The following is a 15,347-nucleotide window of genomic DNA, read 5'->3' as shown; positions in this document are numbered from 1 at the left end:
CCTTACTATTTTTTATCCAGTCGCATTTTCAAAATCATAAAGCACTTCTTTTAGTTTTGCTACTGATATTGGTTTTACAATATACTCACTAACACTTTCGTAAGATTTAGCACGTAATACATCCTCTGGATCTACAGAAGATGAAACTACATAAATAAGAATCTTTTTATTACAAGGAATCTTTATAAACTCTTCTAAAAATTGCCAACCATCTAAAATTGGCATATTTAAATCTAACAATATGATATCCGGCAATTGTTCTTTGGCAGAAATGATTGCTTTTAGATTATCCAAAGCTTCTTGACCGTTTTTAAAGACCAAGATTCCTTCGCAAAAGTCGATGAGTTGCATCACCTTCTTAATTCCAAAAACAAAAATTGGATCATCATCTATAACACAGGCAATATCTATTTTACTCATATCTCATATAAATTTTAAAGGTTGTTCCTCTATCCACTTCGCTACTAACTTCTATTTTACCACCAATAGCTTCTACTTGGTTCTTTGTTATAAATAATCCAATTCCTCGGGCATTTTTAATTTCGGTATGAAAGGTTTTATACATTCCGAATAATTTAGATCGATGTTTTCTTAGGTCTATACCTAATCCATTATCTTCAATTGATAACACCATATATTTATCTTCTTTTACAGCACTTAATGTAAGGTAACTTTCTCGCTCTAATGATCTATACTTAATACCATTAGTTATAAAGTTAAGTAATATACTATCTAAGTAAGCTGGTACTGCCATCACTCTTATATTATCATTTATCTGGTTATTTATGGCTACTTCGGATTCTATTGCGATTGCAGAAACGCCTCTTATGACTTCATCTATCGCTTCTTTGAGATCAATTGGAACCAAACTTTTATCTAAGGAAGTATTAATCAATACAACCTCATTTAGATGCGCAATAGTATCTGAAAGATTTAAAGAAGCAGTTTTAAATAGCCTAATAATTTCATTATCTCTAATCTCTGGATTTTCCTGTAAGAACAAATCCAATAACATCTCAAAATTTCCGGAATGAGACTTCAGATTATGTGAAACGATATGTGCAAAGTTTTTCAATCTTCGATTTTGATCTTCTGCTACTCTTAACAAAGATTTTAGTTCTTCTTCTTTTTTAATTCTGGTAATATCTGAAACGTGTATGATAATACCTCCTATTTCATTTTCATCAGAGTACCAAGGTCGCAATTCCCAAGATAACCAGACAAAATCTCCCTTTTTTCTATGTATTTTTTCCTCATAATTTTTAATTACCGTACCCTTTAAACATTTAGCAATATTCATTTTTCTGATCTTGCTAACCTTTGAAAAGATAGTGTAATAAGATTTTCCTATAATATCCTCTCCTTCTATATCATAAATCTGAAACCATTTTTGCGATGCGGCCAAATAGTTCATTTTTTTATCAAACATCGCTATGGCACTTGGAGCTTGTTCTATAAAAAGTCTATTTCTTTCGAAGTCTTGCTTTTTTTCTGTAATATCTTGATGAGATCCGAAAACCCACTCTGGTTTTCCTTTTTCATGCCAGCTAACTACTTTTCCCTTAGTCAATATCCAAACATACCCCCCATTTTTGTGTTTCATCCTTACTTCACATTCGTATATAGGAGTATTTCCTTTGAAATATTCTTCCAGATATGTATTTGACTTTTGAATATCATCAGGGTGCGTATATTTAACCCAAGTATCTATAGAAATCGGTCCAATTTCATCTAAGGTATAACCAATAATTTCTGCCCATCTTTCATTAAAAATAGTTTCTCCAGTTTCGGGATTCCACTGCCAAGTACCAAGATCCGTCCCATCGATAATATGCTCAAATATGGCCGATTGTATCCTTAGTTCTTCTTCTTTTTTCTTTATCTCCGTAATATCAGTATGAGCACCAAGCATCCATTCTGGGTTACCTTCTTCATCCCAACTTACTACTTTCCCTCTGTCTAAAACCCAAATCCATTCTCCATTTTTGTGTTTCATTTTAAATTCACACTCATAAAATGGAGTTCTTTTTTCAAAATGTTCTTTTAAAAGTTCATTCGATCGATCTTGATCTTCCTTGGTAGAGTGTGCTAACCAGGTTCCTAAAGAGATTGGTTTCAGCTCTTCTAAAGTATATCCAATCATCTCTGCCCAGCGTTCATTTAGGATAGTTTCACCAGTTTTAACATTCCATTTCCACGTTCCTAATCCAGTTCCATCAATAATGTGTTCAAAAAAAGCGGACTGTAACCTTAGCTCTTCTTCTTTTTCTTTGATATTAGTAATATCGGTATGAGCACCAAGCATTTTAATAGGTTTCCCTTGATCATCTCTGAGCATTACACCTCTACAACGCACCCATACGGTATGTCCTAGTTTATGTTTAAATCTAACTATTTGATCATAGGGAACTGAGGGATCCTCTGCGTGCGCAGTAAAATTGGCATATATATTTTTTAAATCTTCTTTAAAGACTATTTCTTGCCAAGCATCTGTTTTATGGGGTTTGGTCGCCGGATCATATCCAAAAAGAGTCCAATATCTTGGATTCATCCATACATTATCAGGATCCAATAGATCCCAAAACCATATCCCATCTAAGGCTGCTTCTTGTATAAAATCAAAAATATAACTATCAGTTTTGATTAAGCCATATAGTTCTTCCTTTAGATAGTGATCTCTATTCGAATCTTGCGCTATATCCTTTACTCTCGTCAATTTCATGGTCATTTTCATTTTTATTTTTATAAACGAATGAGGGAATTGTGCAAACGTTGAATATCACTTAAAGTTACTGAATATTCCCTAAATAATTCGCTAATTTTTGTAACATATTTCTTAAAAAAATCCATTTTTTAAGAAAAAATACAATCTGAATTTAGAATTGCTTTCCCTTCTTAAGGTAAATCTCAAATGTAGTTCCCTGATCTACTTTACTTTTAACCTTAATTTTTCCACCAAGTGCTTCAACCTGATTTTTTGTGATAAATAGTCCAATACCTCTCGCATCTTCATTGTTATGAAAAGTTTTATACATTCCAAACAACTTAGAACCATACTTTTTTAGATCTATTCCTAGTCCGTTATCTTCTATAAGAATGACGATAAAATCATCTTGAATCTTAGCTCCTATATTAATATAACTATCACGACTTTTAGATCTGTATCGAATCCCATTAGTCACAAAATTTAAAATAATACTATCTAGGTAAGCAGGAATAGCTTGTACCCATAATTCCTCGGATATATTATTATTGATAGTAACTTCAGCGTCCTTTGAGATTACCGATATTGTTTTCACTACTTCATCTACGGATTTTTTAAGATTACTGGAGGTCAAATTTTCGCCAATAGAATTATTAATTTGTACTACCTCGTTTAAATGTTTTATGGTGTCTGACAGTCGAGTAGAAGCCGTTTTAAATAGTTGTATCGCCTCAGATTTTTCAGCTTCGGGATTTTCTTTGGTATAAATATCAAGTAACATCTCGAAGTTACCTGATTGAGATTTTAAATTATGAGATACGATGTAAGCAAAATTTCTTAACCTTTCATTTTGTTCTTCCGTTAGTTCTAAAATGGATTTGAGTTCGTCTTCAACCTTTTTTATATCGCTAATATCTGTAGCGACTCCTAAGTAACCTATCGTTTTATCCCTTTCTTTGATTGCAGTGACTGTAAGCTGCACAGGAAATCTTGTTCCATCTTTCCGAATATATGTCCACTCCTTTGTGTAATGCTTTTTTTTATTTGTTAATTCAATAAAAACATCAAAACCTTTTACTTCTTTATGTAACTCATGCGACAATTTCCGTCCAACCAATTCTACTTCTTCCTGATCATGAATAATGACTGGACTTTGCTTATATAACATTTCCTCGCGATCATATCCTAAAAGATTTTCAGCTCCTTTATTAAATGTCGTTATGATTCCTGAAACATCGGCCCCAATTATTCCAACTCTACTGCTCGATTCCAAAATACCTTTTAACTTAGCTAAAGTATCTTCTAATCTCTTTTGATTATATACATTCTGAGTCGTATCGGTTATTTGAGATATAAAATATAATGGTGTTTCTTCTTTATCTCTTACTAAAGAAACCGAAAGCAATCCGTGTACTTCTCTACCATTCTTATGAAAATATCTCTTTTCTAGATGGTAAAAGGATATTTCGCCATTTAGAAGCTTATTCAATAATCCTAAGTCTTTATTTAAATCTTCAGGATGGGTAATATCTTGGAATGTCATGTTAGTTAATTCTTCCCTTCGATATCCTATCATATTGCAAACAGCATCATTTACTTCTATCCATCTTCCATCTAGACCAATAATAGCCATTCCTGTCGCCGCACTTTCAAAATTCCCTCTAAAAGCTTGTTCACTTATTTTTAATTTCTCTTCGGCTAATTTTCTATCTGTAACATCATGCATAGCAACCACAGCTCCTCTAACCTCGCCATTAACACCAATCAATTGAGAACCGTTGGTTACAACATATCTTTGTTTGCTAGATGTCGATGTAATCACTATTTCATCATCCATCACCTGATTTCCTCTTAAAGCTTTTATAAGAGGAATCTCTTCTTCTTTTAAGGGTGTAATCCCATCAGGTTTTCGTAGACCATAATATTCTGATAAATCCGAAGGAGAAATTGGTTTGGCTTGCAATCCATGCCATTTTTTAGCCGTTTTATTAAATAAGGTTAACAAACCTTTATCATCACAGGACACAACACCTACATCGATACTATCTAAAATTGCTTCTAAAAAAACTTTTCGTTCTTCGCTAAGCTCTTCCGCTTTTTTTAATTTGGATATATCTGAGGTATGTTTTAACAAACCTCCTATCTGTCCTTGTTTATTGTACCATGGCCGTAATTCCCAAGAAATCCATTGATTACAACCTTCATTTCTCTCTAAACAATCTTCGTCTTTTCTAAGCGTTTCCCCATTTAAGCATTTATTATAAATACTTTCCCATTTTTCTTTCATATCCGGAAAAACTTCATATTGAGATTTTCCTATAATATCTTGTCCAACTATATTATAATCTTCAAACCACCTGCTAGATGCTGCAAGATATCTCATATTGGTGTCAAACATGGCTATTGCGCTTGGTGCTTGACTTACAAATAATCTATTCTTTTCTAAAGCTTTTTTGTTCTCAGTGATATCGACTTGAGTTCCTACTAATAATTCAGGATTACCTTCTTCATCCCAACTAACTATTTTTCCTTTTATCAATGCCCAAATCCAATCTCCATTCTTATGTTTCAATCGTGTTTCGCACTCATAGTAGGGTATCAACTTTTCATAATGTTGTTGCAATACCTTTGTCGATTTTATATGATCAGAAGGATGCATCAAATCTACCCAGGTATTTAAAGAAACTGGTTGTAATTCTGAGAGGGAATATCCCATGGTATTAGCCCATCTCTCATCAAAAACTACCTTTCCTGTTCGCAAATTCCATTCCCAAGAACCTGAATTAGTACTCTCAATAGTATCTTTATACTTTTCAACTTGCTGCTGTAATTCGTATTCTGTATTTACTAATTTAGTAACATCTGCATATACCCCGATCATCCATAAAGGTTCACCATTGATATCCGAAATAGTAATACCTCTGCATCTCAACCAAACTATATGTCCTAACTTATGAGTAAACCTAACCACTAGATCATATTGTTTATTTGGCTGATCGAGATGCTCATCCAAACTTTTCAATATCTTTTCTAAATCTTCCTGAATTATTATTTTTTTCCAAAATGATTTTTCTTTTGGAATTTCGGTGGCAGTATATCCAAGAATACTCCAAAATTTTTCATCCATCCATTTTTGGTCAGGATCTTTTAAATCCCAAAACCAAACACCATCTAGTATAGTATCTTGAATAAAATCAAAAACTTTTTCGTCTTTCTTTACAATTTCGTAAAGTTCTCTTTGTAAATAATTCTCTCGTAAATGAACGTAATTTCTAAAAGTAGTTTCCTCGCTATAGGCCATACAATTTTGTTAAGATTCAACTGTTTGCTCTGCGGGGTAATTAAATTTACGCAATATTATCAATTATATAAACCAGTAAAACCATTAATTTTGTGTTACAAAACCGTAACACAGTTATGATAAAAAAACGCAATAAAAATAAACGTAAATATATGATTTACAATTTCTTGAAAAGAAAATAAAGATACATAAAAAAGAAAAAAACAAAGTGAAAATCACAAAATTTAACAAAAATTATTGAAAAAAATTAAAGGGAAAAATCCCTTTTGTATGTAAATTTCAATTAAATATTAGTCTTCCTGTAAAAAACTCTTGCACATCTACCACTGGAGGCTGATTTATGGAAATGACATCTCCAGTACTTCTAATTTCACCTGTTATTGACTCTCGAGGGTTTACGATAATTTTGTTTGTTCCTCTGTGAAAAACATCGACATTCTCCGCTATAAGCTTATCTCCTTCAAATCTCCCAGTACCTGAGAAAAAACCAACCCTTAAGTTAATGACTCTCCCAGTTACAAAAAAAGATGCGATATTATTTCCTACTACAATAATATTTTCGCAATCTACTTCTAAGGTAAAAGTTCCATTAATATTCCCTCCATTATCTTCATTAAAATCTTCAGATAACAATCTCAATTCAGGATAGGTTAGTATGCCATCAGAAGAAATATCAAATTGGGAAGCACTTCTAATTTCAGTAATATTAGGAGCTGTTACAAAAATTTTAGTTTGATTAAAATCTCTTACAAAATTACAGTCATTAGTATTACTTAACACTAATCGATCACCTTCGACAATAGCAGAAACCTCATTTAATAAATTATCTCCAGTTTCTATTACTATAGAGGTCTGTTCTCCTTGTTTCAAAACCATTTCTACATTCTGATTTACTAAAATTCTAGAAAAATCTGGAACCTCAACTTCTTGTCTTACTAAATCTCCTGTCCTTTGAAAACAATCTATAGCGTTCTCGCTATCACAAGAAATAATAAATAGCATCAATATTATTATAAGTATCTTTTTCATAATCTGTAACCAATAGAAAATTCAACTGCCTCAGCTTTTGCCGCATGTGATCTTACAGTAACTGATCCAAATATATTTTTATTTGCATAATATCTCAATCCAAAACGATTATACACCTGACCTTCAAAATCATATGGGTAATAAATATAGTACCCCAACTGAGTTAATACAGAGATTTTGTTAATTCTTAATTCATGTCCCAAAGACAACCCAATTCTTTTTGCATCTTCATCTCCTGTTGTATTATCATTTCTAAATGCTCCAGAAGCTCTAAAATCTATAAATCTTTCCAAAGCTTTTGAGAAAAATAATTCAGCTCCAAGCTGGACACTACTTTTCTTATTCAAACGTTTATCGGCAAAAACCGCAAAGGTATAAAATGGGAACTGACCAGATCCAACAACATCACTTTCGTTGATTCCGCTCCTAAATATAAAACCATATCCGAAAGGTTCTGATCCCCTTACTTCGCCCTTTTCTTTTTCTACATTTTCCGGATATTGTGAATCTAACACATAATTAAAACCTGCATTAAACACTAGTGTATTTGTACTTTTATTTGGTGCTTTAAAATTTGCATTAGAATAATGAATAACTCCTAATCCCATTTGAAAACCAAGTCCTCCTAAGATGTTTTCTTTTTTTAGATTGAGCATTGCAAATGTAGAACTCATGAAATGTGATCCATATGCCACATTTCTAAAATTATCATCTTCATCGTATGGACTATTTGTATAGGCTAATCCTTGTCCTAATCTAAACATCAAAAGACGTTTGAAAAAATAAAAGTTATAATGTAAATAGACCCCAAAGTTTTGACCCAAAAACTCATTATCCATATCCTGATATATGAATGAGAGCCCATAATCGGGTGAGTTATATAATCTTTCCCATTCTTTATTACCAAAGGTCTTTCTGTTTACCGAAAGTAGTACTCCTGAAGGATGTCCTGTTATTAAATGAGATATATCTGGATTATGTTTTAGAATAGTTCCATAAAAGTTGTTTACATCAAAACTATAATACTTTTTATCCTCTTGTGATTGCACGTAGTGCACCAACAATATCAATACTATACAAATGCGCTTTATCATTGTGGCAAATGTAAGATAGCACTTTTAGGTTTCCAAAATCTTGATAGTTTTAGAATACGCTTTCTGCTATTTTTTTAATATTATCAGATTTTCCCATTGAATAATAATGTAATACAGGCACTCCGTATTCCATTAATTCTTTCGATTGTTGGATTGCGAATTCTATTCCTACCTCACGAACTTGCTTATTAGTCTTACAACCTTCTACAGCACTTACTAACTCATCGGGCATGTCTAGCTTAAAAACTTGAGGTAATAATTGCAGATGTCTTTTTACCGCTACAGGTTTGATACCAGGTATTATTGGGACATTAATCCCAGCTTCTCTAGCTTTTTCTACAAAGGCGAAATATCTTTTATTATCAAAAAACATTTGGGTTACCACATAATCAGCACCAGCATCAACTTTATCTTTTAATCTTCTTATATCAGCATTCATAGACGGAGCTTCCATGTGCTTTTCTGGATATCCGGCAACACCTATACAAAAGTCAGATTGATTATCACTTTCTATAACTTCATGTAGAAATCGACCATTATTCATATTTACAATCTGCTCTACCAATTCATTTGCATAACAATGACCTCCTTTTGTTGGACTAAAATATTTTTCCTCTTTCATCGCATCTCCACGAAGTGCCATTACATTATCAATACCCAAATAATGACAATCCACCAAAAGATATTCCGTTTCCTCCTTTGTAAACCCTCCACATAGTACATGTGGAATTGTATCAACATTATACTTATGTGTAATTGATGCACAAATACCAACTGTTCCTGGACGCATCCTTGTTAATTTTTTATCCAAGAGACCTTCGCGATCAATATAGATAAATTCCTCTCTCGATGTAGTTACATCTATGAATGGAGGATTAAATTCCATTAAGGGATCTATATTATCATATAATTCTTGGATACTTTTTCCTTTTTGGGGAGGAATTAATTCAAATGAAAATAATGTTTTTCCTTTAGCCTTTTTTATATGATCGGTAACCTTCATTTAGTTTTAGTTGTTTACTTGGTGTTTTTTATTCTACTAGGTTAGGACTTAACCACTTTTTTGCCAGCTCGAAGTCGATATTTTTTCTTGAAGCAAAATCTTTGACTTGATCTTCTTTTATTTTTCCCAAACCAAAATATCTTGCTTCAGGGTTAGCAAAGTAATATCCCGAAACCGAAGCTGCCGGCCACATCGCCAGACCTTCAGTAAGTTCAACTCCTATATTTTCTTTTACCTTTAATAGTTCCCAGATTGTTAGTTTCTCGAGATGATCCGGACAAGCGGGATATCCTGGTGCAGGTCTAATCCCTTTATAAACTTCTTTAATTAACTCATCATTAGACAGTTTTTCTTCTTTAGCATATCCCCAATGTTCTTTTCTTACTTTTTCATGTAGATATTCTGCGAAAGCTTCGGCCAAACGATCTGCTAAAGCTTTAATCATAATTGAATTATAATCATCATGTTCTTTTTCAAAATCCTCTGCCAGCTCTTTGGTTCCAAATCCTGTCGTAACGCAGAAACATCCTATATAATCTTGTCTTTTAGATTCTTTTGGAGCTACAAAGTCGGCTAACGCGAAGTTGGGTTTACCAGCATGCTTTTTTAATTGCTGTCTAAGAGTTCTAAATTCAAAATTTCCAAAATTACTTTTAACTTCTATATCATCATCATTAATGGTATTCGCTTCGAACAACCCAAATATTGCTTTTGCACTTAGTAATCTTTCATTAAGTACTTTGCCCATTAATTCCTTCGCGTCTGCAAATAAGGAATTAGCTTGTTCTCCTACAATTTCATCATTTAGAATAGCTGGATATTTCCCATGAAGATCCCAAGACCTAAAAAATGGAGTCCAATCAATATATGGCTCTAGCTTTTTTAAATCAAACTCTTCGATAATCTGAACCCCTAACGCATTTGGTTCTGTAATTTTGGAAGTGTTCCAGTCGATGGTATATTTATTTTTTCTTGCATCTTCAATCGATAGGTACTCCTTCTTTTTTGTTCTTTTTAAGAAGCTCTCTCTAAATTTTTCATAGTCTTCTTTTAATGCACCTACATATTTTTGATTACTTCTTTTATTCAAAAGATCTCCTACCACAGTCACTGCTCTTGATGCGTCATTTACATGTACCACAGCATTTTGATATTGCGGATCTATTTTTACCGCGGTATGTGCCTTAGAAGTAGTTGCTCCTCCGATCAATAATGGAATTTTAAAGTTTCTACGTTCCATTTCTTTGGCTAAAAAAACCATTTCATCCAGAGACGGAGTAATCAATCCACTCAATCCAATGATATCGACACTTTCATCAATTGCGGTCTGAATAATTTTCTCCGGCGGTACCATAACTCCTAGATCCACAATCTCATAATTATTACACCCTAATACAACAGACACTATATTCTTACCGATATCATGAACATCTCCCTTTACAGTAGCCATTAACACTTTTCCAGCAGAACCATTTCCTTCGGCTGAACTTGGGTTGTTTTTCTTTTCTTCTTCGATATAAGGTAATAAGTAAGCAACTGCTTTTTTCATAACCCTAGCTGATTTAACAACTTGTGGTAAAAACATTTTTCCCGAACCGAATAAATCTCCAACTACATTCATTCCGGTCATCAGATTACCTTCAATTACTTCAATAGGCTTATCGGCTGCTTGTCTCGCTTCCTCTACATCCTCTTCTATGTATTGATCAATTCCTTTTACCAATGCTCTGGTTATACGGTCTTGCAAAGGTTCTTCTCTCCAGGAAAGATCAACTGTTTGTTCTTTTTTAGTTCCTTTTACGGTTTCGGCAAAATCAAGTAAACGTTCAGTTGCATCCTCTCTTCGATCTAAGATCACATCTTCTACATATTCCAATAGATCTTTAGGTATATCATCGTATACTTCGAGCATTGTAGGGTTTACAATACCCATATTCATTCCAGCCTGAATAGCGTGATATAAAAACACAGAATGCATGGCTTCTCTAACCACGTTGTTTCCTCTAAAGGAAAAAGAAACATTACTAACTCCACCACTGACACTACAATGAGGTAAATTTTCTCTTACCCATCTCGTAGCTTCAATAAAATCTATTGCATTTTTACGATGTTCTTCCATTCCAGTAGCTACTGGAAATATATTTAAATCAAATATGATATCCTCGGGAGGAAAATTAACCTGATTTACTAGGATATCATAGGATCTTTTAGAGATCTCAATACGGCGCTCATAATTATCTGCCTGACCAACCTCATCAAAAGCCATTATAATTACTGCTGCTCCATATCTCTTGATTTTTTTGGCATGTGCTATAAACTCTTTTTCTCCTTCTTTTAGACTGATAGAATTTACTACACATTTCCCTTGCACGACTTGTAATCCTGCTTCTAAAATATCCCATTTAGAGCTATCAATCATGATTGGCACTCTGGCAATATCGGGTTCTGCCATAATAAGATTCAAGAACCTTACCATCGCTTCTTTTCCGTCTATCAAACCATCGTCCATATTGATATCGATCACCTGAGCTCCTCCTTCTACCTGATGTCTGGCAATATCAAGTGCTTCATCAAATTTCTCTTCCTTGATGAGACGAAGAAATTTTCTAGATCCTGCTACATTAGTACGCTCACCAACATTTATAAAGTTCGTATCAGCCGAAACAATCATCGGCTCAAGTCCGGATAACTTTAAGTATTTTCTTTTTTCCTTTACCGCCATAATCTAAATCACTGCTTCTAATGATCTTGGTTGATACTTTTTTGCAATATCTGCAATTGCCTTGATATGCTCTGGAGTAGTTCCACAACATCCTCCAATAATATTTATCAAATTTTTGTCTAAATATTCTTTTATTTGATCTGCCATTTGCTCCGGAGTTTCATCATACTCTCCAAAAGCATTTGGCAATCCCGCATTGGGATGTGCTGACACCCAAAAATCAGCTTTCTGTGATAGCACCTCTAAATGTGGAGTTAACTGATTTGCTCCCAAGGCACAATTAAATCCTATAGACAATAAAGGAATATGCGAAACAGAAATTAAAAATGCCTCCGCTGTCTGACCAGATAGTGTTCTCCCACTTGCATCTGTTATGGTTCCACTTACCATGATTGGCACCTCTATATTTCTTTCGTCTTTTACTTCTTCTATTGCAAAAAGAGCAGCTTTTGCATTCAATGTGTCAAAAACAGTTTCTACCAAAAGTATATCAGATCCTCCATCTAATAATGCTTCCACCTGTAGTTTATATGCTATCCTTAACTCATCGAAAGTGACCGCTCTAAAACCAGGATCATTTACATCTGGTGACATGCTTGCAGTTCTATTGGTAGGCCCAATTGATCCAGCAACAAAACGTGGCTTATTAGGTTCGTTAACAGTAAATTCATCTGCCACCTCTTTAGCTATCTTGGCAGATTGAAAGTTTAATTCATATACTAATTCTTCCATTTCGTAATCTGCCATCGCAATAGTTGTTCCAGAGAATGTATTGGTTTCTACAATATCCGCACCAGCTTCAAAATACAAACGGTGTACTTCTTTAATTGCTTCAGGTTGCGTAATACTCAATAAATCATTATTCCCTTGAACTGGAACTTTCCAATCCTTAAACCGTTTGCCTCTAAAATCTTCTTCGGTAAACTTATGACGTTGTAGCATAGTCCCCATTGCTCCATCCAACACAAGGATTCTTTCCTCTAATATTTTTTGTATATCCTTCATTTAAAAATCCGATAATTACACACATGTAGTTTGATCCATAAAAAGATCTTTACATATGAAAAACATTCTATCTAATACTAAAATAACAGTACTAGACATAGGTTATCAATCATACAATTACTATATCAAGAAAAATAAATGGAAATAGGCTAAGCCATACATCATTGTTATCTATTTCGTGTGAAACGAATAGAATGTAGCACCTTCTTTAACAGATAAAGGGTTGCTAAGGTTTCATAGGGTCTATTCCCTCCACCTTTCTTGATAACATAATTAAATTTATGAACTGCGTAAACGTTTTCTACGTAAAACGTTTACAAATAAAAGGCATAGCCTTTTATTTTGCAAGTTTAATCTATTTTTTTAGGATTCTGGAGCTAATTCAATCTCCAATCCATCTAATTCTGGAGTGATTGGAATCTGGCAACCAAGTCTACTATTATCCTCCACATAAAAAGCTTCTGCTAACATTAAGTCCTCATCTTGTCCCATTTCCGGAAGCTCATGATCTGATAAAATATAACATTGACAAGATGCACACATAGCCATTCCTCCACAAGTACCTTCTACCGGAAGTTCATAAGCCTTACACACCTCCATTAGGTTCATTGCCATATCAGTAGGAGCTTGTACTTCATGAATTTCTCCTTCTCTATCTTTTATCTTTATAGTAACGTCTGACATACTATTGCTTTAAGGGTATAAAAATCCTCGTAAATATACCGAAAATGATCAGTATTACTTACGAGGAAAGAAATTTATAAGTCTTATACGATTGCTTTTACTACCTCTTTTTTGGCTTCTTTTTTAGATCCATCAAATCCTTCTACTCCACCTACTGTAGTATATTTCATAACATATTTTTTATCAGGGAAGATTCTCTGATAGGCACTCTGACACATAATGGCAGCTTCATGGAATCCAGAAAGTATTAACTTAAGCTTTCCCCTGTAGGTATTTACATCACCTATAGCATAGATACCTGGAATATTTGTTTGATAATCATACGAATTATCAACTTTAATAGCATTCTTTTCTATTTCTAATCCCCAATTTGCAATTGGACCTAATTTTGGTGATAATCCGAATAATGGAATAAAGTAATCTGTATCTACATTAATATCTCCTTGTGTCTTGTGTTTGATTCCAACACCTGTAACGTGATCTTCTCCTTTAATTTCTTTTACTTCGGCTTCGGTAATTAAGTTTACTTTACCCAGTTTAGTTAATTCACCTACTCTTTCTACAGAATCTAAAGCACCTCTAAATTCATTCCTTCTGTGCACTAAAGTAACCTCACTTGCCACATCTGCAAGGAAAATAGTCCAATCCAAAGCAGAATCTCCACCTCCTGCAATTACTACTCTTTTGTCTCTATACACCTCAGGATCTCTAATAATGTATGCCACTCCTTTATCTTCGAAATCCGCAATATTAGGAATTGGTGGTTTACGAGGCTCGAAAGAACCTAATCCACCAGCAATAGCAACAACTGGTGCATTATGCTGGGTTCCTTTGTTGGTAGTCACCAAAAAGGTATCATCTTCTAACTTTTCTATAGTCTCTGCTCTTTCTCCTAGGGTAAAACCTGGTTCAAAAGGTTTTATCTGCTCCATTAAATTATTCACTAAATCTCCAGCTAGAATTTCTGGAAATCCAGGAATATCGTAAATTGGTTTTTTAGGATATATTTCCGAGCATTGTCCACCTGGTTGTGGCAACGCATCGATAAGATGTGTTTTTAATTTTAATAATCCTGCTTCAAAAACAGTGAATAAACCTGTTGGTCCTGCTCCGATGATTAGAATATCAGTCTTGATCATGTTCAACTTCTTTTTTTCCTATTAATCCTTTGGTAAATTCATTGAGTGTTTCCACTTTTTCCTCGAAATCACCTTTTATTGTTTTTCTATATTCGTTTAAATTTTTGACTAAGTCATCAATATTTTCTGGAATTACTTCTTCAAAAAACTGACGTAATCTTTTGGCAGTGGTCGGTGACTTTCCATTAGTCGAAATAGCCACTTTCACATTACCTTTGGTAACAATACCTCCCATATAAAAATCACAGTATGGAGGATTGTCTGCTACATTCACCAATTTACTTCTTTTCCTACAATCTTTATACACTTGTACATTAACTTTTGGAACATCTGTTGTAGCAATTGCTATATGTTTTCCTTTCAGAAAACGTCTGTGATATTTCTTTTTTATCATTTTTACTCCGAACTTACTCGCCAAAGCCACAGTATCTTCTCTATACATTGGAGACACCATTGTTACTTTAGCATTCGGGCTTGATTTTAATAAGAACGTTAGTTTTTCTTCGGCTACATTTCCTCCTCCTACTATTAGAATTTCGAGATTTCTAACCTTTAGAAAAACCGGATATAAATTATTTCTTTCTTTCACACGCTTAAATTTTATTAATTATTTCAATAATAAATTAATTATAAAATTGAGAACCTGTGTAACCACTCTGTTCTCGT

11 protein-coding genes and 1 riboswitch are annotated in these 15,347 nt (G+C 33.7%); all 11 genes read right to left on the bottom strand.

Annotated features, from left to right (window positions below; all coding sequences use genetic code 11):
- Positions 1 to 12: 12 nt before the first annotated feature.
- Entirely contained in the window at positions 13 to 420 is a 408-nt protein-coding gene (locus tag Q1B37_RS03235; protein ID WP_299603113.1) for a response regulator, read from the bottom strand.
- Positions 413 to 2,722, bottom strand: a complete 2,310-nt coding sequence (locus Q1B37_RS03230; RefSeq protein WP_299895374.1) for a PAS domain-containing sensor histidine kinase — start codon at positions 2,720 to 2,722, stop codon at positions 413 to 415. The genes Q1B37_RS03235 and Q1B37_RS03230 overlap by 8 nt, the downstream gene beginning before the upstream one ends.
- Positions 2,723 to 2,876: 154 nt before the next feature.
- Complete coding sequence (locus Q1B37_RS03225; protein WP_299895371.1) at positions 2,877 to 6,005, bottom strand: PAS domain S-box protein; 3,129 nt, start codon at positions 6,003 to 6,005, stop codon at positions 2,877 to 2,879.
- Between the two features lie 279 nt (positions 6,006 to 6,284).
- A complete protein-coding gene (locus Q1B37_RS03220; RefSeq protein ID WP_299895368.1) occupies positions 6,285 to 7,034 on the bottom strand; it encodes a head GIN domain-containing protein in 750 nt (249 codons plus the stop codon).
- Complete coding sequence (locus Q1B37_RS03215; RefSeq protein WP_299895365.1) at positions 7,031 to 8,128, bottom strand: acyloxyacyl hydrolase; 1,098 nt, start codon at positions 8,126 to 8,128, stop codon at positions 7,031 to 7,033. The genes Q1B37_RS03220 and Q1B37_RS03215 overlap by 4 nt, the downstream gene beginning before the upstream one ends.
- A gap of 49 nt (positions 8,129 to 8,177) precedes the next feature.
- The gene (gene metF / locus Q1B37_RS03210; protein WP_299603125.1) at positions 8,178 to 9,131 is read right to left on the bottom strand and encodes a methylenetetrahydrofolate reductase [NAD(P)H]; all 954 of its coding nucleotides are present in this window, start codon (positions 9,129 to 9,131) and stop codon (positions 8,178 to 8,180) included.
- 28 nt (positions 9,132 to 9,159) lie between these two features.
- The gene (metH, locus tag Q1B37_RS03205) at positions 9,160 to 11,853 is read right to left on the bottom strand and encodes a methionine synthase (RefSeq protein ID WP_299895363.1); all 2,694 of its coding nucleotides are present in this window, start codon (positions 11,851 to 11,853) and stop codon (positions 9,160 to 9,162) included.
- A gap of 3 nt (positions 11,854 to 11,856) precedes the next feature.
- Positions 11,857 to 12,858, bottom strand: coding sequence for a homocysteine S-methyltransferase family protein (locus tag Q1B37_RS03200; RefSeq protein ID WP_299895361.1), 1,002 nt, complete (start codon positions 12,856 to 12,858; stop codon positions 11,857 to 11,859).
- A 164-nt stretch (positions 12,859 to 13,022) separates the two neighbouring features.
- A riboswitch (SAM riboswitch) is annotated at positions 13,023 to 13,129 on the bottom strand.
- Positions 13,130 to 13,221: 92 nt separating this feature from the next.
- Positions 13,222 to 13,542, bottom strand: coding sequence for a 2Fe-2S iron-sulfur cluster-binding protein (locus Q1B37_RS03195; RefSeq protein ID WP_219006710.1), 321 nt, complete (start codon positions 13,540 to 13,542; stop codon positions 13,222 to 13,224).
- Between the two features lie 83 nt (positions 13,543 to 13,625).
- Entirely contained in the window at positions 13,626 to 14,681 is a 1,056-nt protein-coding gene (locus tag Q1B37_RS03190; RefSeq protein WP_299895358.1) for an NAD(P)/FAD-dependent oxidoreductase, read from the bottom strand.
- Positions 14,668 to 15,270, bottom strand: a complete 603-nt coding sequence (locus Q1B37_RS03185; protein ID WP_299895355.1) for a bifunctional precorrin-2 dehydrogenase/sirohydrochlorin ferrochelatase — start codon at positions 15,268 to 15,270, stop codon at positions 14,668 to 14,670. The genes Q1B37_RS03190 and Q1B37_RS03185 overlap by 14 nt, the downstream gene beginning before the upstream one ends.
- Positions 15,271 to 15,347 lie beyond the last annotated feature (77 nt).

This window comes from uncultured Aquimarina sp. (assembly GCF_947492965.1).
Lineage (GTDB): Bacteria > Bacteroidota > Bacteroidia > Flavobacteriales > Flavobacteriaceae > Aquimarina.
Note: the sequence above shows the minus strand (reverse complement) of the source record. Positions and strands in the feature narration are given on the sequence as shown.

Coding starts and splice junctions, on each gene's coding strand:
- Q1B37_RS03195 (WP_219006710.1), bottom strand. CDS start 13,542: ATGTCAGACGTTACTATAAAGATAAAAGATAGAGAAGGAGAAATTCAT.
- Q1B37_RS03225 (WP_299895371.1), bottom strand. CDS start 6,005: ATGGCCTATAGCGAGGAAACTACTTTTAGAAATTACGTTCATTTACGA.
- Q1B37_RS03200 (WP_299895361.1), bottom strand. CDS start 12,858: ATGAAGGATATACAAAAAATATTAGAGGAAAGAATCCTTGTGTTGGAT.
- Q1B37_RS03220 (WP_299895368.1), bottom strand. CDS start 7,034: ATGAAAAAGATACTTATAATAATATTGATGCTATTTATTATTTCTTGT.
- metF (WP_299603125.1), bottom strand. CDS start 9,131: ATGAAGGTTACCGATCATATAAAAAAGGCTAAAGGAAAAACATTATTT.
- Q1B37_RS03215 (WP_299895365.1), bottom strand. CDS start 8,128: ATGATAAAGCGCATTTGTATAGTATTGATATTGTTGGTGCACTACGTG.
- Q1B37_RS03190 (WP_299895358.1), bottom strand. CDS start 14,681: ATGATCAAGACTGATATTCTAATCATCGGAGCAGGACCAACAGGTTTA.
- Q1B37_RS03230 (WP_299895374.1), bottom strand. CDS start 2,722: ATGAAATTGACGAGAGTAAAGGATATAGCGCAAGATTCGAATAGAGAT.
- metH (WP_299895363.1), bottom strand. CDS start 11,853: ATGGCGGTAAAGGAAAAAAGAAAATACTTAAAGTTATCCGGACTTGAG.
- Q1B37_RS03235 (WP_299603113.1), bottom strand. CDS start 420: ATGAGTAAAATAGATATTGCCTGTGTTATAGATGATGATCCAATTTTT.